Genomic DNA, 26,651 nt, shown 5'->3' with positions numbered 1-26,651 from the left:
ACAATGCGTAAAACGAAAATTGTCTGTACCATTGGCCCTGCCAGTGAAAGTATTGAGAAACTGACTGACTTGATGAAGGCCGGAATGAATGTTGCAAGGTTGAATTTTTCCCATGGAGACTACGAAGAACACGGCGCCAGGATTGCCAACATCCGTAAGGCCGCGGAATCGACAGGATCGAATATCGCTATATTGCTTGATACAAAAGGACCGGAAATTCGGACCAACAATATGAAGGATGGAGCAATCGAACTGAAGGCCGGAGAGTCCATCAAAGTATCAATGAACGAAGTCGAAGGCACGACTGAGATGTTTTCCATTACATATCCGGGTCTGATCGAGGACGTCCATACAGGATCAAGAATCCTGCTGGATGACGGTTTGATCGGCCTGGAGGTTACAAATATTGATAAAATTAATCAAATAATTGAAACAAAGATCCTGAACACAGGCATTCTTAAGAACAAAAAAGGCGTCAACGTTCCTGGTGTATCGGTAAATCTTCCGGGAATTACGGACAAGGATCGGAATGATATTCTTTTTGGTATCGGCCAGGGGATTGATTTTATTGCAGCATCATTTGTCAGGAGGGCAAAGGATGTCCTCGAAATCCGTCAGCTGCTTGAAGAAAATGAAGCCGGACATATCCATATCATTCCTAAAATAGAAAACCAGGAAGGTGTCGACAATATCGACGAGATTCTTGAAGTATCAGACGGGTTGATGGTAGCCCGGGGTGACCTTGGTGTTGAGATACCCGCGGAGGAAGTGCCGCTTGTTCAGAAGCTGCTCATTAAAAAATGTAATTCAGAGGGCAAGCCTGTTATTACAGCGACGCAAATGCTGGATTCCATGCAGCGTAATCCAAGGCCGACAAGAGCGGAAGCAAGCGACGTCGCGAATGCGATTTTTGATGGTACTGATGCCATTATGCTATCTGGCGAAACAGCGGCCGGCCTTTACCCAGTGGAAGCTGTACAGACTATGCATAACATCGCATCGAGAGCTGAAGAAGCATTGAACCATAAGGCAATTCTTCAGGCTAGGAGCAGGGATGCGGAAACGAATACAACGGACGCAATTGGCCAGTCAGTAGCCCATACGGCGCTCAATTTGGCGGTTAGCGCGATTATCACTCCTACAGTCAGCGGCCATTCAGCAAGGATGATTTCAAAATACCGCACGAAGGCACCAATTGTTGCCGTTACATCCGATGCTGGGGTAAGAAGAAGGCTCGCCCTTGTGTGGGGAGTTTATCCTCAACTCGGAAGAACCGTAAAGACAATCGATGAAATGATGGATAATGCGGTAGGGGAAAGCTTGAATAGCGGGATTGTACAGCATGGAGACCTTGTTATTATTACAGCGGGAGTACCGGTTGCCGAAGCGGGTACTACTAACCTGATGAAAATCCATATCGTTGGCGATATCCTCGCAAAGGGCCAAGGCATCGGCAAGAAATCTGCTTACGGAAGAGTGGTCGTTGCTCTCGACGCGGAGGAAGCGAATGCAAAAGTAAGGCATGGAGATGTACTTGTTACGATTGGTTCTGACAGGGAAATGGTTCCAGCAATCGAAAAATGCAGTGCGCTCATCGCTGAAGAAGGCGGTTTGACAAGCCATGCTGCTGTAGTCGGATTAAATCTCGGCATCCCGGTTGTCGTAGGCGTTGAAAATGCTACAGCCAAAATGAAGGACGGCCAGGAAATTACCGTAGATGCAACCAGGGGCGTCATCTACAACGGACATGCAAGTGTCCTCTAAATCCGCCACAAAAAAAGGGGGCTTGCCCCCTTTTTAATCTTAATGCTATATCCAGATTGAAATTTATATTTAGTGAGTTGATTGGAACGGAGGGGAGCCGGTGATGTTTCGTATATACTTTTTTCTGCTAGTCGTACTGGTTCCTGCTGCTGAAATAGGTATTCTGCTATGGTCAGGAAAAACACTAGGATTATTTCCAACCCTCGCCCTGATCATTTTGACAGGCGTGCTCGGAACCTATCTTGCCAGGACCCAGGGAATGAAAGTCCTGAATCAGGCAAGGCAGCAAATCAGCAGGGGACAAATGCCGGGAGAAGCGGTTCTGGATGGCATATGCGTTCTAACCGGAGGGGTACTCCTTCTCACTCCTGGCTTTGTTACCGATATTATGGGGACCCTTCTTCTTCTTCCGCCGACAAGAAAAGTTTTCAAGAAGTGGCTTGGACTTTACTTCAGGCGATGGATCAATAAGGGGAATATCAGAATCATCAGATGAAAAAACGCCGGCTGGGAATATGCCGGCGTTTTCCTTATACTTTTTTTTCGTTTCCTTTAATGAATGCCCAAATATCTTCAAATACGTTTGCTCGTTTCAATGTATTAAAGATGACTAGGGTAACCGGTCCCGCAATCAGGCCGAGGAAACCTAATAATTTAAAGCCTGCGAATAGGGCGATCAATGTGGCAAGCGGATCAAGCCCTATACTTGAGGAAAGAATTTTTGGCTCCATAATCTGCCGCTGCACCAATACGATGATATACAGGACGCCAAGCCCGATCGCCAGTCCCATATCTCCAGCAATGGCTTCATACAAGATCCACGGAACAAACACTGTGCCAGTACCGAGGTAAGGGATAATATCGACAATACCGGCGACAAAAGCGATTGTGATGGCATAGTCTACTCGCAGGATTAGGAGACCGATCAGGATAATCACCGTTGTGATTGAGATAAGTGTCAATTGGGCTTTAATAAATCCAAAAAGGGCCTTTTTCAGATCAGCGAACACTGTTCTGCCGCTTTTCTTTGCTTTAAGAGGCATGAGCCTGCCACCCATCTCGGAAAGCCGATACCAATCTTTACTAATAAAAAAGGTAGCGAGCATGGAAAAGATCAACACTGTTGCAGCATTCGGAAACCAAGATAAAATCAGTGGAATATTGCCGAAAAAACCTTTTAGAAAATCTCCGACTGTCGTTCCGACTTTTTGACCCACGCTTTGGATATTGGCCATTATCGTTTCCTGCTGGCCCGCATCAAGATTATCAAACATTCCGGTGATTTGATTATAGAGCGGGATAATTTGGGAGGCGAACAATCCTTCACTGTAACGAATCAGTGTGTTCAGATGCTTGGGCAGCACATCTGCCAGATATGTGGCTCCGCTCACAATTTCAGCTACTAGAAGTGTTATTAGTGCCGCAAAAACGGCAATAATAATAATCAATGTAATGACAACTGCAAGGACCCTGGGCATTTTTCCTTTCTTTTCAAAAAAATTGACGAGTGGGTTAATCAAAAAAGCGATGACAAAAGCAATGAGGAACGGATAAGTGACTTTCGATATGTAATAAAAGGCAATGAACGCCCCAATGACCATCGCGATAACAGCGAGCAGCCTGATGGTCCGTGAAACGTAAACTGGATTCAAATTTGGTTTACCCCCTTTGTTGGTCAACTCTTTAAGATAGTAATAGTTTACCATTTCAAGTTGGTTTATGCATTAACACATGGTTAAAAGCTTTAATGAATAAAACGGTTCATAAAGGCAAAAGTTTAGCCAACACGATTGTAGAGGAACAGCATTAATATTGATTAAAAGTTAGGAGTGCCGGAACTATGATTCAGCCTTATATTTTTCTCGCTTTACTGCTTGTGATTGGATTTGCTGCTAAAAACCAATCACTGTTGATTGCCGTTGCTTTTTTATTTTTGCTGAAGATTTCCGGTGTCGACGGGAAAGGGTTCGCTTTCCTCCAAACCCGGGGAATCAACTGGGGAGTAACGATTATTACGATAGCTGTTTTGGCGCCGATTGCAAGCGGGGATATCGGATTTAAGGACCTGGGAGGATCATTTAAATCGCCATACGCGTGGATAGCACTATTATCTGGGGTGGCGGTAGCCCTACTGGCGAAAGGAGGCGTTACCCTTCTTGCCGAAGATCCTCAAATTACTACAGCCCTTGTGCTAGGTACCATCTTCGCGGTATCCCTATTCAATGGTGTCGCCGTCGGTCCGTTAATTGGCGCAGGCATTGCCTATGCTGCAATGAAACTGGTGGATTGGGCCGCAAGGTTTTTTTAATGCGCCAACATGCTCTGTTTTAGGGGGATTTGCCGTTAAATGAAGGTTTGGTATTTTCTTTTAATATAATATTTTTAATTTTTATGTTTCCTTTTCGTTCACAAAAATCTGACAATTGGTTATAATAGTTTGTGAAAGCGTAATCTTTTTTACATATGTCTTATTATTATGATTAAATAATTGTATATAGTGTAAATGGTTGGAATATTTTGCTGCCATCGGTTAATTTTGTGCCTGGCAGGAAATTTGCATTTGCCTGGATGGGGCAGATGCTGTTTTTTGGGCTGATTCCGAGCAAGCGCTCATATCCGATAGATTGGAAGGAACATTCCCGGCCAGATGCACTATGAAGGTATGGCAGAGAAATTACAGATTGCAAAGGAGAGATTTGGCATGTCAGTAACACGTGGACTTGAAGGGGTTGTGGCAACAACATCCTCCATCAGCTCGATCATCGATGATACATTAACGTATGTTGGCTATGATATTGATGATCTTGCGGAAAATGCTAGTTTCGAAGAAATCATTTATCTATTATGGCACCGAAAGCTGCCGACGGAGGCTGAACTGAATGAATTGAAAGAACAGCTGACCGCGGAAGCTGAGCTTCCGAAAGAAGTTCTGGACCATTTCAAAATGTATCCGATAAAAGATGTCCATCCTATGGCAGCTTTAAGGACGGCTGTCTCGCTCCTTGGCCTTTACGATGATGAAGCCGATGTCATGAGCGAAGAAGCCAATTTCCGGAAAGCGGTCCGGCTCCAGGCGAAGATGCCAGCATTGGTGACTGCTTTTGCGAGAGTGAGAAAAGGGCTTGAGCCTATAGCTCCTAAGAAAGATCTTGGCTTCGCGGCCAATTTCCTGTACATGCTGACAGGCAAGGATCCTGATGAAATTGAAATCGAAGCGTTTGATAAGGCGCTTGTCCTGCATGCCGATCATGAATTGAATGCTTCCACTTTCACAGCCAGGGTATGTGTGGCGACGCTTTCGGATGTCTATTCCGGCGTCACTGCCGCCATTGGCGCGCTAAAGGGCCCTCTGCATGGGGGAGCGAATGAAGCAGTCATGAGAATGCTGACCGAAATCGGTTCACTTGAAAATGCTGAAACCTATGTTAGGGAAAAGCTGGACAGAAAAGAAAAGATCATGGGATTTGGGCACAGGGTTTATCGGAAAGGCGATCCCCGCGCGAAGCATTTAAGGGAAATGTCCAGAAAATTGACGACTCTGACAGGGGAGCCTCATTGGTATGAGATGTCAACAAAGATAGAGGAAATTGTCACTGGCGAGAAGAACTTGCCGCCAAACGTTGATTTCTACTCTGCTTCTGTCTATCACAGCCTTGGCATCGACCATGATTTATTTACACCGATTTTTGCCATTAGCCGTGTTTCCGGCTGGCTCGCCCATATTCTTGAGCAATATGACAATAATAGGCTTATTCGTCCGCGCGCAGAGTACAACGGCCCGGGTATGCAAAAATACGTTCCGATTGGTATGCGCTGATCCTTAGCGGATTAGTTTACTTTTGCCGGAAAAATTGTTGTAATAAGTATGCAATGGAAATTCCGGGGCTGGCCAGCCGGTTCCGATATTTGAAAGGTTAGGAGGCCGCCTTCTAACCTTTATGTTTGAACAGTGGAGGGAGAATCGACAATGCAAGGTGAAAAAATTACGGTTCAAAATGGAGTATTAAATGTACCAAACAATCCTGTTGTTCCTTTTATCGAGGGAGACGGAACGGGTCCTGACATCTGGGCCGCATCTGTAAGAGTTCTTGATGCAGCAGTTGAAAAAGCCTACAAGGGCGAGAAAAAAATCGCCTGGAAGGAAGTCCTCGCCGGACAAAAAGCGTTTGACCAGACAGGGGAGTGGCTTCCACAAGAAACCCTTGATGTCATCAATGAATATTTGATTGCGATTAAGGGGCCTTTGACAACTCCTGTTGGCGGAGGAATCCGCTCTCTGAATGTTGCGTTACGCCAGGTTCTTGATCTTTTCGTCTGCCTGCGCCCAGTAAGATGGTTCGAAGGCGTGCCTTCACCAGTTAAAAGGCCACAGGACACAGACATGGTTATTTTCCGTGAAAATACTGAAGATATTTATGCGGGAATTGAATATCAAAAAGGATCCGATGAAGCGAAAAAGCTGATTAACTTCCTTCAAACAGAAATGGGAGTCAATAAAATCCGTTTCCCGGAAACATCAGGAATCGGCATTAAGCCTGTCTCGGAAGAAGGAACTTCCCGGTTAGTACGCGCAGCCATCAATTATGCGATCAAGGAAGGCCGCAAATCGCTGACGCTCGTACATAAAGGAAACATCATGAAATACACTGAAGGCGCATTTAAAAACTGGGGCTATGAGCTTGCTGAAAAAGAATTCAGCGATAAAGTCTTCACTTGGGCCCAGTATGACCGCATCAAAGATGAAGAAGGCACCGATGCAGCGAATAAAGCTCAGGCAGATGCAGAAGCGGCCGGAAAAATCATTGTGAAGGACGCCATCGCAGATATCTTCCTTCAGCAAATCCTGACACGTCCTAAAGAGTTTGATGTTGTCGCAACGATGAACTTGAATGGCGATTACATTTCTGACGCATTGGCTGCACAGGTCGGCGGTATCGGGATCGCGCCAGGCGCCAATATCAATTATGAAACAGGACATGCTATTTTCGAAGCCACACATGGTACAGCTCCGAAATACGCGGGTCTTGATAAAGTGAACCCATCTTCGGTCATTCTGTCGGGCGTTCTCATGCTTGAGCACCTGGGCTGGAATGAAGCCGCGAACATGATTGTAAAATCAATGGAAAAAACAATTGCTTCCAAGGTTGTGACATATGACTTCGCCCGCCTGATGGATGGCGCTAAAGAAGTGAAAACCTCCGAATTCGGTGATGAACTGATTAAGAACATGGAGTAATAAAGGCGTGCTAAATTGAAATCCAAACCCAGGGGGGAACCAGCAATGACTTTGAAGCGCAAAAAAATTTCAGTGATTGGCGGAGGATTCACGGGTGCGACCACCGCTTTCCTTCTTGCCCAGAAAGAGCTAGGGGACGTCGTACTTGTCGATATACCGCAAATGGAAAATCCGACTAAAGGGAAAGCCCTCGACATGCTTCAGGCAGGTCCTGTACAGGGATTCGATGCCAATGTGACGGGTACAGCCAGTTATGAGGATACGAAGGACTCCGATATTATCGTTATTACAGCGGGCATCGCCCGCAAACCGGGGATGAGCCGGGATGACCTTGTCCAGACTAACCAGAAAATCATGAAGAGTGTTGCACAAGAAGTTGTAAAGTATTCCCCCGACTGCTTCATTGTTGTCCTGACAAATCCGGTGGACGCAATGACGTATACGGTTTTCAAAGAAAGCGGATTTCCTAAAAACCGTGTCATCGGCCAATCAGGGGTCCTTGATACGGCAAGGTTCCGTACATTTATTGCACAGGAATTGAATTTGTCTGTTAAAGACATTACCGGTTTCGTACTTGGCGGACATGGGGATGACATGGTTCCACTTATACGCTATTCCTATGCCGGAGGGATTCCGCTAGAGGCCCTCCTCCCAAAGGACCGCCTTGAAGCAATTGTTGAGCGCACACGAAAAGGCGGAGGCGAAATTGTCAACCTGCTTGGCAATGGCAGCGCCTATTATGCGCCTGCAGCGTCTCTTGTCCAAATGTGTGAAGCCATCCTGAAGGACCAGCGTCGAGTCCTGCCGTCAATTGCCTATCTCGAAGGTGAATATGGCTATGAAGGCATCTATCTGGGGGTTCCGACTATTCTGGGGGCCAATGGTATTGAAAAGATCATTGAGCTAGAATTGAGAGAGGATGAAAAAGCTGCCCTTGACAGGTCTGCCGAATCAGTCCGCAGCGTAATGGCAGTACTCGCATAAAAGCCAGGAAAAATTCGGGGGAATATCCCCCGAATTTTTGCCTATATCCATTTTTTTATAATAGGCTCAGTTAAAGCTAATTTTTGATTATCAATGAAGCTGATTGGAACGGAGGGGACTGACTCCGGCGGGATGAAGCGGCACGTGGAGACCCCGCAGGCGTCTAGGACGCCGAGGAGGCTCCACGGTCCGCCCCGCGGAAAGCATGTCCCCGGAGTGGAAATCAGCAATCAAGGATAACAAAGCCTTATAATAAAAGGCTATGCAGGGGGTGCAGACCATGCTTTTAGGAAAAAAAAGAAAGCTAGGCAGAAGGATAGAGGAAATTTCGGTGGGGGAAAAACTGGCCCTGACCGAGAAAATCGAAGACAGGGATTTATTGCTGTATCTTGGACTGACCAATGATGCGAATCCATTGTATATCCAGCATGATTACGCTTCGCAAACCCCATTTGGAAAACCTGTTGTCCCTTCGTTCATGCTAGTGGGCATCATCACTTCCGCCATTTCAAAATACCTCCCGGGGCCCGGCAGCCATGTGATGGCACAGGATCTTGAATTCCCGAAACCCGTTTACCATTATGGGACAGTGGATTTCCTCCTCGAAGTGATAGAAGTGGACAAGAAAAACCACGCTGTTTTTATCGCTGTCGAAGGAACAGAAGGAAACGGACAAATCGTCGTCAGCGGAAAATTGAAGGTCTGTCCTCCCCATCGGCTTAAAGAAATGGATGGCAGTGCACTTGAAAACTTTTAGGGGCAGCTTCGGCTGCCCTTCTTCTATTCTTGAAGGCAAAAATAGTATGCTATAGTATAGATAGGGGAGCAATAAAACGTGGGGTTCAACTTATTTCCGGAGGTCTGGTATGAAGAAAAAAGTTCTTGTAGTGGATGATGAACAATCGATTGTAACCTTGCTGAAGTATAATCTGGAGCAGGGCGGTTATGAAGTCCTTACCGCGATGGATGGTGAGGAAGGGAAGAGGAGGGCAATCGATGAGAGCCCTGATATGATCATTCTGGATCTCATGCTTCCAGGTATTGACGGCATCGAAGTTTGCAAGCGGCTCCGCCAGCAAAAGGTCATGATTCCGATTCTGATGCTTACAGCAAAGGATGACGAACTCGATAAAATATTAGGGCTCGAGCTTGGTGCCGATGATTATATGGTTAAGCCGTTTAGCCCGCGTGAGGTACTCGCCCGGGTAAAGGCGATTCTCCGCAGGACGGAACAATACCAGGAAAAGCAGCTTGTTGAGCCGGAGGAAGAAGAAGCGATCGTCATCGGAGACTTAAGGATTTATCCCGAAAGATTCGAAGCATTCTTTAAAGGCGGACTCCTTACGTTAACATTAAAGGAATTTGAACTTCTGAATTGCCTTGCGCAAAACAAAAACCGTGTACTGACAAGGGACCAGCTTCTCAGCACGGTATGGAATTATGATTTTGCAGGCGATACAAGGATTGTTGATGTACATATATCCCATTTAAGAGAAAAAATTGAACAGGATACAAAAAAACCCGATTATATAAAAACCATCCGCGGATTGGGCTATAAAATGGAGGATCCAAAAGGGGAATGACAAAATACAGGACAAGGCTCCTAATCGCCATGGTTCTCCTCATTGTCGGCGTCCTGCTTGGACTTGGCATCCTTCTCGGTCAGCTTTTTAAAAATTATTATCTAGACTCCTTTTATGAGAGGCTGGAAAAAGAAAGCAGCCTGATCCGAATGTACATCGAGGATTATGGCGGGCTGGCGGAAGCTGACCGGGTAGAACTCGGAAAGTTCAGCCAGCGTCTTGGGGCGGGAATCATTTTGGCTGATACAAATGGGACTATCCAATACTCCACTCAGGAAAGGCTGGGAGACCCAGTCGATTTGAAATCTGAACTGGCTTCCGGCAAGAAAAAGCGGATTTTTAAATTGGGGGATGGGCAGGAAGTCCATTATTACTGGACTGAAATCAAGAAAGACGGGGAGATAGAAGGCTATTTATTTTTAAGTCTGACATCAAGCCAGATTAAAGATGCGTATAAGAAAATTTGGTGGCTCCTTTTCATCAGCCTTGGATTAGCCCTTGGCATTATTATCCTGATTAGCATGCGGATTACAGGGCGTTATGCGAAACCTATTGAATCGGCAGCAAATGTTGCGCTTGAATTGGCAAAAGGCAATTACCGGGCTCGTACGTATGTGACCGACCGAAGGGATGAAACCGGGCTTTTAAGCACTTCCATCAATACGCTCGCCAGGAATTTAGAGGAGCTGGAGAAAACCCGTGATGTGCAACAGGAACGGCTTGCCGCGTTAATCGAGAACATCGGTAGCGGACTGGCACTTATTGACAGCCGCGGCTATATCAATTTGATTAATAAAGGCTATAAGGAATTGTTCGAGATAGATTCAGACGACCTTTTGGATAAGCCATATTATGAAGCGATTCCGTTTCTTGAAGTAAGGGAAATGATTGAAGAAATATTCATGACCGAACAAAAGCAGCGGAAACAGCTCATCCTGCCAGTTTCCTACGAGCGCAGATATTTTGATGTTTCAACTTTACCGATTATTGGAACAAATAATGTGTGGAAAGGTGTTTTGCTAGTTTTCCACGATATAACCGAACTAAAAAAACTGGAACAGGTCAGGAAGGATTTTGTTGCGAATGTATCGCACGAACTAAAAACGCCTGTCACCTCCATTAAAGGATTCGCAGAAACATTGCTGGATGGAGCGATGAAGGATGAGGAGGCTTTGACAGAGTTCCTGACTATCATTTTGAAAGAAAGTGACAGGCTGCAAAGGCTCATTCAAGATCTCCTCGAGCTCTCAAAGATCGAACAGCAGAATTTCAGGCTTGATATTTCTCACTTCGATTTATCCGCGATGCTCAAGGAACTTGTAAAAATCGTGGATGGAAAAGCTACAGAGAAGAATATCCTTCTCGAACTTGAATCCGATTCTGATCATCTTGAGATGGAAGGAGACTCATTCAGGCTAAGGCAGGTTGTCCTAAACTTGCTAACCAATGCGATTGCCTATACACCTGTCGGTGGCAAGGTGACACTGAAAATGAAGGATGCCGGAAAACGCATCCGTGTTTCAGTGAAAGATACGGGGATTGGAATAGAGAAAGAAGAGCTTCCGAGGATTTTTGAGCGCTTTTACCGCGTTGATAAGGCCCGCAGCAGGAACTCAGGAGGAACGGGACTTGGCCTCGCGATTGTGAAGCATATAGTCGAGGCCCACCGAGGCAAAATTAAAGTGAAGAGCACCCCGGGTGAAGGAACCGAGTTCATCCTCGAATTCAGGAAATCCTTTCGGGGGAAGCCTAAAAATCGCTTTTAAGAACACTTCTGCAAAAGCTGTATGACCGGAACCGGCCTGGTTTTGCAAAGAACAGGAGGATGAAATTTGGAAAAGAAAAAGCTTGTGTTAATAGACGGGAACAGTATTGCCTACCGCGCTTTCTTTGCCCTGCCGCTCCTCAACAATGATAAAGGCATCCATACGAATGCCGTTTACGGTTTTACGATGATGCTGATGAGGATTCTTGAGGATGAAAAACCGACTCATATGCTGGTTGCATTCGACGCCGGAAAAACAACGTTCAGGCATAAGACATTCAGTGAGTATAAAGGGGGAAGGCAAAAAACTCCGCCCGAATTGTCTGAGCAGTTCCCTTTCATTCGCGAACTATTGGATGCATATCAAATTCCTAGATACGAACTTGAAAATTATGAAGCGGATGACATAATTGGCACCCTGTCCCTCCAGGCCGAAAAAGACGGCTTTGAGGTGAGGGTCATTTCCGGTGATAAGGATTTGACGCAGCTTTCCTCCGACAGGACTACTGTGGGGATCACAAGGAAAGGTATTACTGACATTGAGGAGTACACCCCTGAACATATAAAGGAAAAGTATGGACTGGAACCATGGCAAATCATTGATATGAAAGGCTTGATGGGGGATGCGTCCGATAATATCCCCGGAGTTCCGGGGGTTGGTGAGAAAACGGCGATCAAGCTTTTGAAAGAGTTCGAGACACTCGAGAATCTTCTCCAATCAACCGATAAAGTAAGCGGACAGAAGCTTCGGGAAAAACTCGAGCAGTTCAAGGAACAGGCAGTCATGAGCAAGGAGCTTGCAACGATTACAAGGGAAGCGCCTATTGAGGTGGACCTCGGCAATATTTCCTATGAAGGGTTCGACAGGGAGAAAGTCCTTTCGCTCTTTAAGGAGCTAGGCTTCAACTCCCTGCTCGATAAATTTGGCGGTGATGGGCCTTCTCCAGAAACAGAAACAGAACTCGATGATATTGAGTTTAGTGTACCTGAGGAAATTACGGAGGAAATGTTTAGCGGCGAGACATCCCTCTATGTTGAGATTTTGGAGGATAATTATTATTACGCAGACATAATCGGATTTGCGGTTGTGAGCGAAAAGGGGCAGTACTACTTCCCTGTATCGCTCGCACTTGAATCGGATGCTTTCAAAAAGTGGGCTGAGGATGAAACGAAAGAAAAGGTTGTTTATGATGCAAAAGCCTCCGAGGTTGCCTTAAGAAGGCGCGGCATCCATTTGGCAGGGGTTTCATTTGATGTATTTATCGCATCCTATATTATTGATCCCGCAGCCAATATAGATGACCTTTCAACAATAGAAAAAAAATATGGGCTCCGGAATGTCCAAGCGGACGATGCGTTTTATGGACGCGGGGCCAAGAGAAAGGTACCTGCAGAGCCCGAGTTGGGAAGGCATCTTGTCAGGAAGGCTATTTCAATCAGTGAGTTAAAGCCCCTTCTTGAAAAAGATCTACGGGAAAACAGCCAATTTGAGCTGTTTACAGAGCTGGAAATGCCATTAACGCTCGTGCTGGCCGATATGGAATCCACCGGAATTAAAGTGGATATCCAGCGGCTGAAAACAATGGGGAGCGAGCTTCAAGAGAAGCTTGCCATAATTGAAGAGCAAATCCATGAAAAAGCTGGCGAAAAGTTCAATATAAATTCACCGAAACAGCTTGGGGCCATCCTTTTTGAGAAATTGGGGCTGCCCTCCGGCAAGAAGACGAAAACAGGTTATTCCACTTCGGCTGATGTCCTTGAAAAACTTGCGGATGACCACGAAATTATCCGTTTGATTCTGGACTACAGACAGCTCGGAAAACTGCAATCCACCTATATCGAAGGGCTGCTGAAGGTTGTGGATCCGGAAACGGATAAAGTGCACACGAGATTCAACCAGGCGCTCACCGCGACAGGGCGGCTCAGTTCAACTGATCCAAATCTCCAGAATATCCCCATCAGACTGGAGGAAGGCCGGAAAATTAGACAAGCCTTCATCCCTTCGGAAGAGGACTGGGTCATTTTCGCTGCCGACTACTCGCAGATTGAATTAAGGGTACTTGCCCATATTGCCAATGATGAAAAATTGATAGAGGCTTTCCGCGAAGGTGAGGATATCCATACAAAAACGGCAATGGCAGTCTTCCACGTTGATGCCGATGAGGTCACCTCAAATATGAGGCGCCATGCAAAGGCAGTTAATTTCGGGATTGTATATGGAATAAGCGATTTCGGGCTTTCTCAAAGCCTTGGCATCACCAGGAAGGAGGCTGGCCGATTTATTGAAAGATACCTGGACAGCTATCCGGGCGTGAAGGATTATATGGATGATATTATTAAGGTCGCCAAGCAGCAGGGATTTGTGACAACCCTGATGCAAAGAAGAAGATACATCCCGGAAATTACAAGCAGAAACTTTAACTTGCGAAGCTTTGCCGAGCGGACAGCGATGAATACGCCAATCCAGGGAAGCGCGGCGGATATTATCAAAAAGGCAATGATTGATATGGCCGATGCATTGAAAAGCAACGGATTGCGTTCAAGGCTTCTTCTTCAGGTGCATGATGAACTGATTTTTGAAGCGCCGAAGGATGAAGTGGAGAAGCTGGAAAAGCTTGTTCCTGAAATAATGGAAAATGCGCTTGAATTAAAGGTTCCATTAATGGTTGATTACTCGTACGGACCAACGTGGTACGACGCAAAATAGTTTATTTTTGATTAGAAAGGGGGGCTGGCTATGCCGGAACTTCCTGAGGTAGAAACGGTAAGAAGGACACTTGAGCAGCTCCTCATTGGAAAAAGAATCAGCAGCGTATCGGTCTTTTGGCCAAAAATGGTGAAAAATCCGGTTGATACAGCCCAGTTTACCGATGCGTTGAAGGGACAAAGTTTCCTGGCAATTGGGAGGCGGGGGAAATTCCTCATTTTTTATACCGAGGATTTTGCCCTCATTTCCCATCTGCGCATGGAAGGAAAATATTCGGTATCCGATGCAGCTGATCCGGTGGACAAGCATACACATGCGATCTTCAAATTTGAGGACGGAACGGAATTAAGATATCGGGACGTCCGCAAGTTTGGGACATTGCATTTATTTTTGAAGGGTACGGAATTTGAACAGCCGCCTCTCTTTGGCTTGGGCCCTGAACCGTTCTCGGAGGAGTTTACGGTAGCGCATCTAGCAGAACGGCTTGGCAGGACCAACCGGAAAGTGAAGACCGCCCTCTTGGATCAGAAGATTTTAGTCGGGCTTGGGAATATCTATGTAGATGAGGCACTGTTCAGGTCCGGCATCCATCCCGAGCGGCTGGCTAATTCGCTTAACGAGAAAGAGATCGCAAAATTATATAGTGAAATTGTCTCGACACTCGGCGAGGCCGTGGAAAAGGGCGGAAGCACGATCCGTTCCTATGTGAATTCGCAGGGGCAGATCGGTATGTTCCAGCTTGACCTGCTTGTTTACGGACGTAAGGGCGAGGAATGCAAAAAATGCGGCGGCCCCCTCTCCAAAGGTGTAGTGGGAGGACGCGGCACCCACTATTGCCCTAACTGCCAAAAGCTTTAAGCCGCCAGCTTGTTATTTTGGTTTGTGGGCAAGTGTTTCTTTATGTAGCAGGCTTTATCGGGAAACCTGGATTCGGTTTGAATAAAAGTCCGTTGCCTATAGCATTAACATGGGACTGCTTCCTTCCATATACTATCGTAGTATTTGGCAGGAAGGAGTCAGGCTATGGGTTACTTTCCGGTATTTCTGCTCGCATTTGCAGTCAGTATGGATAGTTTCAGTGTAGGGTTTACGTATGGTTTGCGGAAAATGGCTCTTCCTTGGAAATCTGCTTTAATCATTGCCTGTTGTTCCGCGCTGTCGATGTTTACCGCGGTAGCGGCGGGAAAGCTGGCTAGCGCCTGGCTGCCTGGCTGGGTGGCGGAGATGGCTGGTGGATTAATCCTCATTTTGCTGGGGGCATGGGTCCTCTATCAATTTTTCAGGCCATCAAAGGAAAGCCAATCAGGCAATGAAGAGAGAACGATTGTCAATTATGAAATCCGTTCTTTGGGCCTGGTTATTAAGATTTTAAAGAAGCCTCTTTCTGCAGACTTCGACCTTTCGGGAACCATTACAGGTATTGAAGCAATCCTGTTGGGGCTCGCACTGTCACTGGATTCGTTTGGAGCGGGGATAGGAGCGGCCATGATCGGTTTGCCGCCGGTTGTCCTTTCATTAGCGGCAGCGGTGATGAGCTCTGGTTTTGTGTACGCGGGAATAAAATGCGGCGCTTATTTTTCAAAATGGCGCTGGTGCGAGAAAATCGCCTTTCTTCCAGGCATGCTGCTCATCGTAATCGGAATCTGGAAATTATAACGATCGAGGTAAAAAGATATGGCACTCATTATAGGATTGACAGGCGGAATTGCAAGCGGCAAAAGCACTGTTTCAAATATGTGCAAAGAAATGGGTATACCGGTCATTGACGCCGATCAGGAAGCCCGGCTTGCCGTTGAACCAGGGGAGCAGGCCTACAAGGAAATTGTCGCAGCATTCGGCAAGGGGCTTCTATTGCCGGATGGGGGTATTGACAGGCCCGCGCTAGGAGCAATCATTTTTAATGATGAGGCCAAGAGGCGATTATTGAATTCGATTGTCCATCCGCAAGTGCGGCGGCGGATGGCTGAAAAGCAAAAGGCCGCAGTGGAAGCCGGGGCTCATATAGTCATCCTCGATATTCCACTGCTATTCGAATCGAATCTTGTCCATCTAGCTGATAAAACATTAGTTGTCACTGTTGACAGGGAAATCCAGCTTAGTAGGCTGATGGCGAGAAATGACTTTTCAAAAGAAGAGGCGGAGGCGAGGATTTCTTCGCAAATGCCTTTATACAAAAAAGCGGCACTCGCCGATGCCGTCATTAACAATAACGGCCCTTTAGAGGAAACAAAAAAACAATTGGTTGAGATTTTGTATAAATGGGGCGCCGAGTTGTAAATTAAAAGAGAGAAAGGCTTCCAGAGAGGGAGCCTTTTTTTGTGTGGGATTAATTGTGAGGTGGGCGAATGCAGGGAAAGCCGCCTAACCTTTCCCCCGTGATCTGTCTGATGAACAACGGGAGTACAACGCGTTCAGACATATAATTTTCTGCTAGACTCATAAAGAGAAATTTCATAAGAAAAGTTGCAAAAACCGAGATATTATTTCTCACAGTTCTCGTCAATTATGTTATACTAATTACATGAAAGGGCATACAAAAGTATAACATAGTGTGGAAGGAGCCGTTTTATGAAGGCGAGAGTCGCGATTAATGGTTTTGGACGAATTGGAAGAATGGTTTTCAGAAAAGCCATCTCTGAAGAAAATATTGAAGTAGTGGCTATCAATGCCAGTTATCCTGCGGAAACATTGGCACACATGATTAAATATGATACAACCCATGGACCGTTTCAGGGGGATGTCATTGCTCTGGATCATGAACTGATTGTCAACGGGAAGCGTGTTAAGCTGCTGAGCAACCGAAATCCCGAACAACTGCCATGGAAAGAACTAAATATTGACATAGCGATTGAAGCAACCGGAAAATTCAATTCTCGTGACAAGGCAGCGCTTCATCTGGAAGCAGGCGCAAAGAAAGTTATTATTACCGCGCCTGGAAAAGATGAAGATATTACGATTGTCATGGGAGTAAATGAAGATGCTTTAAATATTGAAGAACATCACGTCATTTCAAATGCTTCGTGTACAACTAACTGCCTTGCTCCTGTCGCTAAGTTGCTCGATAATAAATTCGGTATTGAAAACGGGTTGATGACGACAGTGCATGCGTATACTAATGACCAGAAAAACATCGACAATCCCCATAAGGATTTAAGGCGTGCAAGGGCTTGCGGCCAGTCAATCATCCCAACGACCACAGGAGCAGCAAAAGCACTCGCTCTCGTGCTGCCTCAATTGAAAGGAAAGCTTCATGGCATGTCACTGAGGGTCCCGACGCCGAATGTCTCCCTCGTCGACCTTGTTGTTGACTTGAAAACCGATGTGACGCTAGAAGAGATTAACTCTTTGTTTATTGAAGCATCACGTGGGGAAATGAAAGGAATCGTTGATTACACAGATGAGCCGCTCGTTTCTGTTGATTTCAATACTAATACTCATTCCGCCATCATTGATGGTCTATCAACGATGGTGATGGGCAAAAGGAAAGTCAAAGTCCTTGCCTGGTATGATAATGAGTGGGGCTATTCTTCGAGAGTGGTAGACTTGGTGCTTCACGTAGCAAATCAAATCGGATCCGCTTCAAAAGTTAAAGTAGGGTAATAATAAAACTGCCGCCATGGCAGTTTTTTATTTGGGCAATAACAAGTTCCACTTCAATCGGCTAGACAATAACAGAGATGGAAGTCAGCCATATAACCAATCATGCAAAACAAATATTAATTTATTTTTGATAGGTTGCAAAAAATATATAAACATCGTATACTAGTCATCGTGAACTTCTTGAAATTAGGGTGCAGCTGATTACTTAAAGGGTTAGGACCTCTCTGGACTAACTTTCCCCCGTGGTAATGACTGCATACCGTCAATTCATGGTTTCAGGGATGAAACGAAAACGTTAGAGGGGGATAATTAAATATGGAAACAATGGGACGCCACGTGATCTCCGAACTGTGGGGATGCGACTTTGAAAAGCTGAATAACATGGAATTTATTGAAAGAACTTTCGTAGATGCTGCATTGAAATCTGGAGCTGAAATCCGGGAAGTGGCATTTCACAAATTTGCACCACAGGGAGTTAGCGGGGTAGTCATTATTTCTGAATCCCACCTAACCATCCACAGCTTTCCTGAACATGGTTATGCGAGCATCGATGTTTACACATGCGGCGATTTGAATCCAAATGTCGCGGCAGATTATATTGCTGAAGCATTGAATGCCGAAACACGCGAGAATATTGAACTTCCGCGCGGTATGGGACCTGTCCGGGTAAAACAGTCACAAGCACTATAAAATTAAATGAATGAAAAAACCAGAGGCGGATTACCGCCTCTTTTTATTTTTGCGATAAAGATGTAAACTAAAATTAATGATAAATGGCCTGTTGAAGAAACGGGCGGCACAGTAAAAGCCAATGGAGGAAGAATCTTGCTGAAAAATTTATTTAAGCGTTTTAGTAATGTTTGTGAAACGAAAGAGGGGCATCCCGATAGTGAGCTGAAATCCCATTATTACCGAGCCAACAAGGATACCATCTTCAGGAACTTGGGAGAAATCCTTAAAAATCGCCCCGGCTATACGGTGGTGGATTCCTCAAAGGAGCGCGGGGAGATTGCCTGTGACATCAAAAAACCGGTTCCATGCTTTCTTATTGCCACAATTGTAACGGTCCGGCCCTTTGAAACAGCTGTTGATTTCCATCTTTCGACAGAACGCCCAGCCATCATGGGAAACTATTCAGGCCTGAAGCGTGAAATCATCAGGCTTTACCAGGAACTCGATAAGTCAAATACATTTATTGGTTCCGGCCGAAACAGCGAATAATCCTTGTGTAAAGACATGCTTTTATATAAGATTAAATGAGATGGGAATACGATTTCACCCCGGTATCGACGGTTTAGGATAGCCGGTAGTAAATGGAGTTGATCGAGATGAAATGCCCAGCTTGCCAGAATAATGGAACACGAGTCCTTGATTCCAGGCCAGTGGATGAAGGACGCTCCACAAGGCGGAGGCGTGAGTGCGAGGAATGCGGCTATCGCTTCACAACTTTTGAAAAAGTTGAGGAAATTCCGCTTATCGTCGTGAAAAAAGAAGGAACAAGAGAAGAGTTCAGCCGTGACAAGATTTTGCGCGGCTTGATTAAGGCATGCGAAAAACGCCCGGTGTCATTGAAAGAACTTGAGGATATTACCGGTGATGTTGAAAAGGAATTGCGCAGCCAGGGGACATCCGAGATCAATAGTGATGTCATTGGCAGGATGGTTATGGACAGGCTGTCGGCGGTAGACGAAGTGGCTTATGTCAGATTTGCTTCCGTATACAGGCAGTTCAAAGACATCAATGTATTTATAGAGGAATTAAAGGAACTAATAAAAAAAGAATCGAATTGAAGGAAGTTTCCGTTACATAGGTCAGGCCGGCAGGCATTCGCTTAAGATGAGCGGATGCCTCGTTTTTCTGGCTGGCCGGGAGCTTCGTGGTTCTGCCGTTTTTTGAAGAGAGGGGGGAAGGATATGGCTCAGCACTGGCAGGAGATTGTTCCTGTCGATCGGTATATTGTCGCCTCTAATGGACTGCTCCATGACTATGATAGAAAAATACTTTCCTTTCTCTATCAGCCTCTTATCGGGCCTGACTGTTTCAGTGTCTACATGACTTTATGGAGTGAACTGGAGGAAAACCGTCTTTGGTCCGAAGCTTCTTCCCACCATTTTTTAATGAACGTGTGCGGAATGAATCTGAAAGAAATATATGAAGCGAGGCTTAAGCTGGAAGGAATTGGCCTGTTGAAAACGTTTGTCAAAAATGAGGATGATGTCCGCTCATTTGTGTACGAGCTTCAGCCCCCGCTCAGTCCGGAACAGTTTTTCCTGGATGGCATGCTGAACGTATACTTGTACAGGAAAATCGGTAAAAACCATTTTTCTAGGCTGAAACGATTCTTCTGTGACAGAAAAATACCTGCAAACGGAGAGTATGAGGATGTGACGAAAGGTTTTCAGGACATCTTCGTATCGGCGACCCCGGAAACCCTCCAATACATGCAGGACTATTCTGGCGATTTTGAAGCTCTTGATGCGCAAAAATTCCTAGGAAGAACAGAAGCGGAATTGGTACAGCTTCCGCATGAATCGTTTAATTTCCAGCTGCTTATCTCAGGGTTGGGCGAATCGCTTTTGCCTAAAAAAGCTCTTTCTCCCAAGGTCAAGGATGCGATTAGCAATCTTGCTTTCTTGTATGGGATTGATGCGATCCAAATGAAAAATATTGTCCTGAGCGCGGTAAATGAGAAGGACGAAATTGATGTTGACGAACTTCGGAAAGCCGCAAGGGATTGGTATCAGTTTGTTCATTATGACAAGCTGCCGAGCCTGATTGAAAGGACACAGCCTGCCGCGGACAGGGTGCAGCACAAGGAACCGGAGACCCAGGAAGAAAAATTGATCAGGTATTTGGAAACCGCCTCACCGCTGCAGGTGTTAAGGGATTTGTCGGGAGGCGTTGAACCTTCATCCTCTGACATGCAAATTATTGAAGGTATCATGTTTAGCCAGAAGCTTTTGCCTGGAGTTGTTAATGTACTCATACAGTATGTCATGCTGAAAACAGACATGAAAATGACGAAAGGCTATGTAGAGCGGATTGCAGGCCACTGGGCAAGGAAACAAATAAAAACAGTTACAGAGGCAATGGATATATCGAGAAAAGAGCACGCCCAGTACTTGGAGTGGAGTGCCGGGACAACGAAAAAAACCTCAGGGCAGCGGCAGGCAAAAAAGAAAGCTGTCCGCACCGAAATGCTTCCTGACTGGTTTGATAAAGAAAATCCATCCGGAACAAGCGAGAAGATAGAAAGTCCGGAGGAAATTGAGGCAAGGAAAAAAGAAGTGGAAGAATTGCTGAAAGCTTTCCGTAAATAGAAGGGAGGGAACTGGAATGGAGAGGATCAATCAGACATTGAAGAGGCTCGCTTCAAATGAGAACTTTATGAAGCGGTATGATCAAATGAAGGAAGAGATCATGGCCAACAGGGATGTTCAGGCATTCATCATGAAAAACAGCCAGTCTGTTGACCAGGGGGTAATTGACCGGAGCCTCGTCAAGCTTTACGAATATACGAATCAAAGTAAGCACTGCCAGGAATGTGAAAGTCTCGATAAATGCATAAATATTATGCAAGGTTTCCATCCTGAACTAGTACTTCAGAGAAATTCGATTGATATCCAGTATGAACGTTGCCCGAGGAAAGTCATGGCGGATGAAAAACGGAAAAATGAGAAGTTGATCAGAAGCTTGCATGTCCCGAGGGATATACTCAACGCGTCATTCGCGACCCTTGATATAGATGGGTTGCCCGGCAGAACGGCCGCGATGAAAAAGGCGGCTTCATTTGTCATGAATTATGAAGGGGACACGAAGCCGAAAGGACTTTATTTGTTTGGAGAATTCGGTGTAGGAAAGTCCTATTTGCTAGGAGCGATCGCCAATGAGCTCGCAAGTAAGAAAATTTCGTCCATGATTGTGTATGTGCCGGAACTTTTAAGAGAAATGAAAAGCTCGATTGCCGACAATAGTCTTAATGAGAAAATCGATGCGTTAAAAAGGGAACCGGTCCTGATGCTCGATGATATCGGCGCGGAAGCCATGTCTAGTTGGACGCGGGATGAGGTGCTTGGTCCGATTCTCCAGTTCAGGATGCTTGAGAACCTGCCAACATTTTTTTCGTCCAACTTCGATTTCCATGGGCTTGAACACCATCTGACTTATAGCCAACGCGGTGAGGAAGAAAAAATGAAAGCCCGAAGAATCATGGAGCGGATTCGCTATTTAAGCGAACCTGTCAAACTGGATGGGCCTAACAGAAGAAACTGACAAAAAACTGCCGAACCGGCAGTTTTTTTTCTTAAATGCATGCCGTTAAGAATGTTGAATGAAGGAATATAGCCTGTACTTCTATTCGCCCAACGCCCCCCATATATATAACTATACAAACCTGGCAAGCGAGGGGGGATATGGTTGGCGGAAATCATCTTTCAAAAAAAAGCTGACGGCTGGCATTTCAGCAGGCACCTTAACAGCAAATGGGAAAAATCAGCCGTTGAAAAAATCTTTCTTCTTGAGGAAGAAAAGGATTCAGTAAAAATAAAATTCAGATCCCTTTCAGGGGAAGTGGTCGATAAAGTCAAGCAGGCCTTTTGGGAATTCATTAGCCATGTAAAATGGGATGAATGGTTCCGGGATGTACTTTGCCATACTTACTTTTTTCAGGATACCGAGGAGCAGCAGCAAATAACAGACATGATGCATTCAATCATGGAAGGGAGCAGGCGGGGCCTCTCACCGCTTCCGGGACCAGGCGAGCTTGAAGAGAGAATCAAGGATTCACTCGGACAGATGCTCCGGCCGGGAAAGACCTTTTCTTTTGATTCGTTCTGCAAATTCAGGCTCCGATCCTTATTTGAAAGATTGGAAGCCTTGGCGGCCATGTCGATTGATGAATATAAGCTGGAACAGGAATACCAAATGTTCATTGAATCCTTGAGGGGATTTCTGCGCGGCAGGGAGGCGAAAATGGAACGTCTCCATGTTCTCGCCGGGGAGGCGATCACCTTTTTTGACGATAACATGGAGGAAGTCAAAAGGGTGGAGCTGGCGAAAATGATTGACCGGAAGCTTTTAATCAACCATCCTGTTTATGTTGATTCCTATTCGATAGCCCCGCTGTTATCCATTTCCCCGGCCGTGATCTACCTATATACAGACAACCCTGAAGATCCGCTGATCAGAACGATAAAAAATATTTTCGAGGAAAGAGTTGAATTCTGCCAAATAAAGGATTTTCCGAGGGAATTTTAGTGAAGAAAACCCTGACCGCTTGCTTTTTCTTTTGCAAAATTCTATAATAACGTACATAGCAAAATATTGAAGAAAAAGTAATGATAAGGACATGGGTATTTCTTTACGGTTTCCAGAGAGGGAAGGAGGGTGAAAACTTCCCAGCACGAGAGGAATGCTTACCACCTTTGAACTCCAGCCGTGAAAATGGAATTGAGTAATGGCTGGCGGCCACTGCCGTTATCAGATTAAAGTCATTTTTTCGAACGGGCCAATTTGCCTGTTTAAATGAAAAATTGGGTGGAACCACGTGTGTAACAGCTCGTCCCTTTTCCAGGGACGGGCTTTTTTATTTTTGGCTCTTTTATGATTGTTGATTTCCACTCCAGGGACATGCTTTCCGCGGGGCGAAGCATCTACTAGTATTTACTTCATGAGAAACATCCATGAATTGGCTTCGTGCAGCTTTGCGACGAGCTGAAGGTTCGCTTCCCCGAGTAGTCTGTGGCGCTGGAGCAGTCTTTTTGGAGCCTCCTTGGCGTCATAGACGCCTGTGAGGTCTCCACGTGCCGCTGCATCCCGCCGGAGTCAGTCCCCTCCGTTCCAATTAACTTCATTGAAAATCAACACTCATCTTTAACTGAGCCTTATATTAAAATTTTGCAGCCGGCTGTTTTCCGATGCTGCGAAGAAGGAGGAAAAGGTATGTCAGACTTGAAAATTACGTTTCCTGACGGAGCTGTGAAGGAGTTTCCGAAAGGCACGACAACTGAAGATATCGCTGCATCCATCAGTCCGGGACTGAAAAAGAAAGCCATTGCCGGGAAAGTGAATGGTAACATCTATGACCTGCGCAGACCGATAGAGGAAGATGCTTCCATCGAGATTGTTACACAGGATTCTGCAGATGCGCTAGAGGTGTTGCGCCATAGTACGGCACACTTGATGGCCCAGGCAATCAAACGCCTTTATCCAGAGGCAAAGTTTGGCGTCGGGCCGGTCATTGAAGGTGGTTTTTACTATGATGTGGACCTTCCTGTATCACTCACTCCGGAAGACTTGCCGGCGATTGAAAAAGAAATGGCCAAAATCGTCAATGAAAATCTTGACGTTGTCCGGAGGGAAGTGAGCCGTGACGAAGCGGTTGCTTTCTTTAAAAAAATCGGCGATGAATACAAAATTGAATTGATTGAAGCCATCCCACAAGGCGAAACTGTAACGATCTATGACCAGGGCGAGTTTTCCGACCTTTGCCGCGGTGTCCATGTGCCATCAACGGGCAAAATCAAGGAATTCAAGCTGCTGAGCATTGCTGGCGCCTATTGGCGCGGGGACAGCGACAACAAGATGCTCCAGAGGATTTATGGCACTGCGTTCTTTAAGAAAGAAGACCTCGCCGAGCACCTGCGCCTCCTTGAAGAAGCGAAAGAGCGCGATCACCGGAAAATTGGCAAGGAACTTGATCTGTTCACACACGCCCAAAAGGTTGGCCAGGGGCTTCCAATCTGGCTGCCGAAGGGTGCGACGATCCGCCGAATAATTGAGCGCTACATTGTTGATAAGGAAACTCGTCTCGGCTATGACCACGTCTATACTCCAGTGATGGGAAGTGTAGAATTATACAAAACTTCCGGACACTGGGACCATTACCAGGAAGATATGTTCCCGGTTATGGAAATGGATAATGAACAGTTGGTCCTCCGCCCAATGAATTGCCCGCACCATATGATGGTATATAAAAATTCAATGCATAGCTACCGGGAACTGCCAATCCGGATTGCGGAGCTTGGCCTGATGCACCGTTATGAAATGTCCGGGGCCCTTTCAGGATTGCAGAGGGTAAGGGGAATGACGCTGAATGACGCCCATATCTTTGTCCGTCCGGATCAAATTAAGGAAGAATTCAAGCGAGTCGTTAATCTTGTTCTTGAGGTATACAAGGATTTCGATATTAAAGACTATTCCTTCCGCCTCTCGTACCGGGATCCTGAAAACACAGAAAAGTATTTCGATGATGATGAAATGTGGGAAAAAGCCCAATCAATGCTGAAGGAAACAATGGATGAGCTTGGCCTTGATTACTTTGAGGCAGAAGGGGAAGCGGCTTTCTATGGTCCGAAACTCGACGTCCAGGTGAAGACAGCGCTCGGAAAAGAAGAGACTTTGTCTACTGTCCAGCTTGATTTCCTCCTGCCTGAGCGATTCGACCTCACTTATATCGGTGAAGACGGAAAGCACCACCGTCCGGTTGTAATCCACCGTGGAGTCGTTTCAACTATGGAACGGTTTGTAGCATTCCTGATCGAGGAATACAAAGGAGCATTCCCGGTCTGGCTCGCTCCGGTCCAAGTTCAGGTGATCCCTGTTTCGCCGGCGGCCCATTATGAATACGCGCGGAAGGTTCAGGAACAGCTCCAAATGGAAGGCTTTCGTGTCGAACTGGATAATCGTGACGAAAAAATCGGCTATAAGATCCGGGAAGCGCAAATGCAGAAGATTCCTTATATGCTCGTGGTAGGAGATAAGGAAGTTGAGGAGGAAGCAGTCAACGTCCGCAAATACGGCGAGCAAAAATCGGAGACGATGCCGTTTGAAGAATTCCTGTCCAAGTTGAACGCTGATGTGAAAAAATAACAAGAAAAAGCTGCCGGATACTGTTCCGGCAGCTTTTTAGATTAGAATCTGTCATTACGCTTATCATCATCAATGTCAACGTCACCGTCAGATTCGATATGCGCTTCCTCACGCTTTACATTTTCGACAACCTGCTCGGTTGACTGTACTTCTTTTTTGCCAATGACCAGTTCTTCATTGACTACTGGTTTCTTCGTTACTTCCACTTTCTCCTCGACAATTGGCACCCTAATTGTTTCATCATCCCCGATTGTTCCTGCGTCAGCTCTTACTCCGTCAACCGGACGGCGGTCAACATAAACCTCCTGGCGGGAAACTGGAACATCAATCGTCTTCTGTTCTTCAACGACGTCCTTATGGATTTCAACTTCCCCTGTCTGGACACGTTCCTTGTTCACATTAAGCTCTTCTTCACGCAATTCCAATGTACGCTCATCATCAGTATCCAGTGTCTGGCCTGACAGGCCTGCGCGAGTATCCGTATCTAAATTATTGTTTGTATTTGAAATTGATGCTCCGCTGTATCCATAAGTTCCGGTTGCTCCCGCTGTATCTTCAAACAGGATAATCCTGCCTGATTCCAGATCCCCTGCATATTCCCGTGCTTCACTATCTCCAAGTCCCATGCCGACGAGGTTATCGTAATAGGAAGATTCACCCGTGTTGTCGGATCCTTCAAACGCCGAGGCAATGCTCTCGAAAAACCCTCGATTCTTTGTTGTTCTTTCTTCAGGAAGAGTTTCTTCCGTCACGCCTGTTAAATTCCCGAGTCGGGACATTGTTCCGCCGGTATTTCCGTAAACGGATAAATTGCTTAGTGTATTACCTTCGTTTTGATAACGTTCAATGGCTTCAATCAATTCTTCTTCTGTATTATATACACCAACTACTCTTTTACCCATGTTCATCGGCCTCCTGGAATCATTTTAATCGTCCTTTCTAACGGACGTATGAAGGCTTTTCCCCCTTTAGAAAGGAAGAAAACACGGGATGTTTGGAAGATAGAACATTTTTTGGAAAAAGAATTCGACCATTTTTGCAAAAAGAGTATTGATAATTGCGGGAGACTCTGATAAACTGATTATCGTTGCCATTAAATACAGCATGTTTGACACCTTATGATGGTGTATGTTATAGTTACTG

The 26,651-nt window shown here is 45.7% G+C and carries 23 protein-coding genes and 1 other annotated feature; of the genes, 21 read left to right on the top strand and 2 right to left on the bottom strand.

Going from position 1 to position 26,651, the window contains the following annotated elements; all coding sequences use genetic code 11:
- Nucleotides 1-3 precede the first annotated feature (3 nt).
- Complete coding sequence (gene pyk / locus BN1002_RS14655) at nt 4-1,764, top strand: pyruvate kinase (RefSeq protein WP_048826026.1); 1,761 nt, start codon at nt 4-6, stop codon at nt 1,762-1,764.
- Nucleotides 1,765-1,867: 103 nt separating this feature from the next.
- Nucleotides 1,868-2,260, top strand: a complete 393-nt coding sequence (locus BN1002_RS14650) for an FxsA family protein (RefSeq protein ID WP_048826024.1) — start codon at nt 1,868-1,870, stop codon at nt 2,258-2,260.
- A gap of 34 nt (nt 2,261-2,294) precedes the next feature.
- On the opposite strand, the gene ytvI is transcribed toward BN1002_RS14650, so the two are convergent.
- A complete protein-coding gene (gene ytvI, locus BN1002_RS14645) occupies nt 2,295-3,416 on the bottom strand; it encodes a sporulation integral membrane protein YtvI (RefSeq protein WP_048826021.1) in 1,122 nt (373 codons plus the stop codon).
- Nucleotides 3,417-3,604: 188 nt separating this feature from the next.
- Here ytvI and BN1002_RS14640 point away from each other — a divergent pair, with 188 nt between their 5' ends.
- From BN1002_RS14640 to thrS, 19 genes are all read left to right on the top strand, one after another.
- The gene (locus BN1002_RS14640; protein ID WP_048826020.1) at nt 3,605-4,072 is read left to right on the top strand and encodes a DUF441 domain-containing protein; all 468 of its coding nucleotides are present in this window, start codon (nt 3,605-3,607) and stop codon (nt 4,070-4,072) included.
- Nucleotides 4,073-4,465: 393 nt separating this feature from the next.
- Nucleotides 4,466-5,581 (top strand): citrate synthase, encoded by a 1,116-nt coding sequence (gene citZ / locus BN1002_RS14635; protein WP_048826018.1) that lies wholly within the window; start codon nt 4,466-4,468, stop codon nt 5,579-5,581.
- 150 nt (nt 5,582-5,731) lie between these two features.
- On the top strand, nt 5,732-7,000 hold the full coding sequence (gene icd, locus BN1002_RS14630) for an NADP-dependent isocitrate dehydrogenase (protein ID WP_048826016.1): 1,269 nt from the start codon (nt 5,732-5,734) through the stop codon (nt 6,998-7,000).
- 45 nt (nt 7,001-7,045) lie between these two features.
- Nucleotides 7,046-7,984 (top strand): malate dehydrogenase, encoded by a 939-nt coding sequence (gene mdh / locus BN1002_RS14625; protein WP_048826014.1) that lies wholly within the window; start codon nt 7,046-7,048, stop codon nt 7,982-7,984.
- Between the two features lie 280 nt (nt 7,985-8,264).
- Nucleotides 8,265-8,741 (top strand): MaoC/PaaZ C-terminal domain-containing protein, encoded by a 477-nt coding sequence (locus BN1002_RS14620; protein WP_048826012.1) that lies wholly within the window; start codon nt 8,265-8,267, stop codon nt 8,739-8,741.
- 109 nt (nt 8,742-8,850) lie between these two features.
- The gene (locus tag BN1002_RS14615) at nt 8,851-9,567 is read left to right on the top strand and encodes a response regulator transcription factor (RefSeq protein WP_048826010.1); all 717 of its coding nucleotides are present in this window, start codon (nt 8,851-8,853) and stop codon (nt 9,565-9,567) included.
- On the top strand, nt 9,564-11,333 hold the full coding sequence (pnpS, locus tag BN1002_RS14610; protein WP_048826008.1) for a two-component system histidine kinase PnpS: 1,770 nt from the start codon (nt 9,564-9,566) through the stop codon (nt 11,331-11,333). The genes BN1002_RS14615 and pnpS overlap by 4 nt, the downstream gene beginning before the upstream one ends.
- A gap of 66 nt (nt 11,334-11,399) precedes the next feature.
- Nucleotides 11,400-14,039 (top strand): DNA polymerase I, encoded by a 2,640-nt coding sequence (gene polA, locus BN1002_RS14605; protein WP_048826006.1) that lies wholly within the window; start codon nt 11,400-11,402, stop codon nt 14,037-14,039.
- Between the two features lie 30 nt (nt 14,040-14,069).
- Complete coding sequence (mutM, locus tag BN1002_RS14600) at nt 14,070-14,897, top strand: DNA-formamidopyrimidine glycosylase (RefSeq protein WP_048826004.1); 828 nt, start codon at nt 14,070-14,072, stop codon at nt 14,895-14,897.
- Nucleotides 14,898-15,062: 165 nt separating this feature from the next.
- Nucleotides 15,063-15,695, top strand: coding sequence for a sporulation membrane protein YtaF (ytaF, locus tag BN1002_RS14595; protein ID WP_048826003.1), 633 nt, complete (start codon nt 15,063-15,065; stop codon nt 15,693-15,695).
- An 18-nt stretch (nt 15,696-15,713) separates the two neighbouring features.
- A complete protein-coding gene (gene coaE, locus BN1002_RS14590; RefSeq protein ID WP_048826001.1) occupies nt 15,714-16,316 on the top strand; it encodes a dephospho-CoA kinase in 603 nt (200 codons plus the stop codon).
- 291 nt (nt 16,317-16,607) lie between these two features.
- Complete coding sequence (locus tag BN1002_RS14585; RefSeq protein ID WP_048825999.1) at nt 16,608-17,639, top strand: glyceraldehyde-3-phosphate dehydrogenase; 1,032 nt, start codon at nt 16,608-16,610, stop codon at nt 17,637-17,639.
- Between the two features lie 315 nt (nt 17,640-17,954).
- On the top strand, nt 17,955-18,329 hold the full coding sequence (gene speD, locus BN1002_RS14580; RefSeq protein WP_048825997.1) for an adenosylmethionine decarboxylase: 375 nt from the start codon (nt 17,955-17,957) through the stop codon (nt 18,327-18,329).
- Between the two features lie 135 nt (nt 18,330-18,464).
- The gene (locus BN1002_RS14575; RefSeq protein WP_048825995.1) at nt 18,465-18,860 is read left to right on the top strand and encodes a hypothetical protein; all 396 of its coding nucleotides are present in this window, start codon (nt 18,465-18,467) and stop codon (nt 18,858-18,860) included.
- 107 nt (nt 18,861-18,967) lie between these two features.
- Nucleotides 18,968-19,429 carry a transcriptional regulator NrdR gene (nrdR, locus tag BN1002_RS14570; protein ID WP_048825993.1) on the top strand — a complete coding sequence of 154 codons (462 nt, stop codon included), beginning with the start codon at nt 18,968-18,970 and terminating at the stop codon, nt 19,427-19,429.
- 123 nt (nt 19,430-19,552) lie between these two features.
- The gene (locus BN1002_RS14565; protein WP_048825991.1) at nt 19,553-20,959 is read left to right on the top strand and encodes a replication initiation and membrane attachment family protein; all 1,407 of its coding nucleotides are present in this window, start codon (nt 19,553-19,555) and stop codon (nt 20,957-20,959) included.
- 16 nt (nt 20,960-20,975) lie between these two features.
- Nucleotides 20,976-21,911 carry a primosomal protein DnaI gene (dnaI, locus tag BN1002_RS14560; protein ID WP_048825990.1) on the top strand — a complete coding sequence of 312 codons (936 nt, stop codon included), beginning with the start codon at nt 20,976-20,978 and terminating at the stop codon, nt 21,909-21,911.
- A gap of 144 nt (nt 21,912-22,055) precedes the next feature.
- Entirely contained in the window at nt 22,056-22,895 is an 840-nt protein-coding gene (gene ytxC, locus BN1002_RS14555) for a sporulation protein YtxC (RefSeq protein WP_052445648.1), read from the top strand.
- Nucleotides 22,896-22,966: 71 nt separating this feature from the next.
- Nucleotides 22,967-23,207 (top strand) — a binding site (T-box leader).
- Nucleotides 23,208-23,579: 372 nt separating this feature from the next.
- Nucleotides 23,580-25,508, top strand: a complete 1,929-nt coding sequence (thrS, locus tag BN1002_RS14550) for a threonine--tRNA ligase (protein ID WP_048825988.1) — start codon at nt 23,580-23,582, stop codon at nt 25,506-25,508.
- Between the two features lie 41 nt (nt 25,509-25,549).
- Here thrS and BN1002_RS14545 read toward each other — a convergent pair whose 3' ends face one another.
- Complete coding sequence (locus tag BN1002_RS14545) at nt 25,550-26,410, bottom strand: YsnF/AvaK domain-containing protein (protein ID WP_048825987.1); 861 nt, start codon at nt 26,408-26,410, stop codon at nt 25,550-25,552.
- Nucleotides 26,411-26,651 lie beyond the last annotated feature (241 nt).

This window comes from Bacillus sp. B-jedd (assembly GCF_000821085.1).
Taxonomy (GTDB): Bacteria; Bacillota; Bacilli; order Bacillales; family Cytobacillaceae; genus Bacillus_D.
Note: the sequence above shows the minus strand (reverse complement) of the source record. Positions and strands in the feature narration are given on the sequence as shown.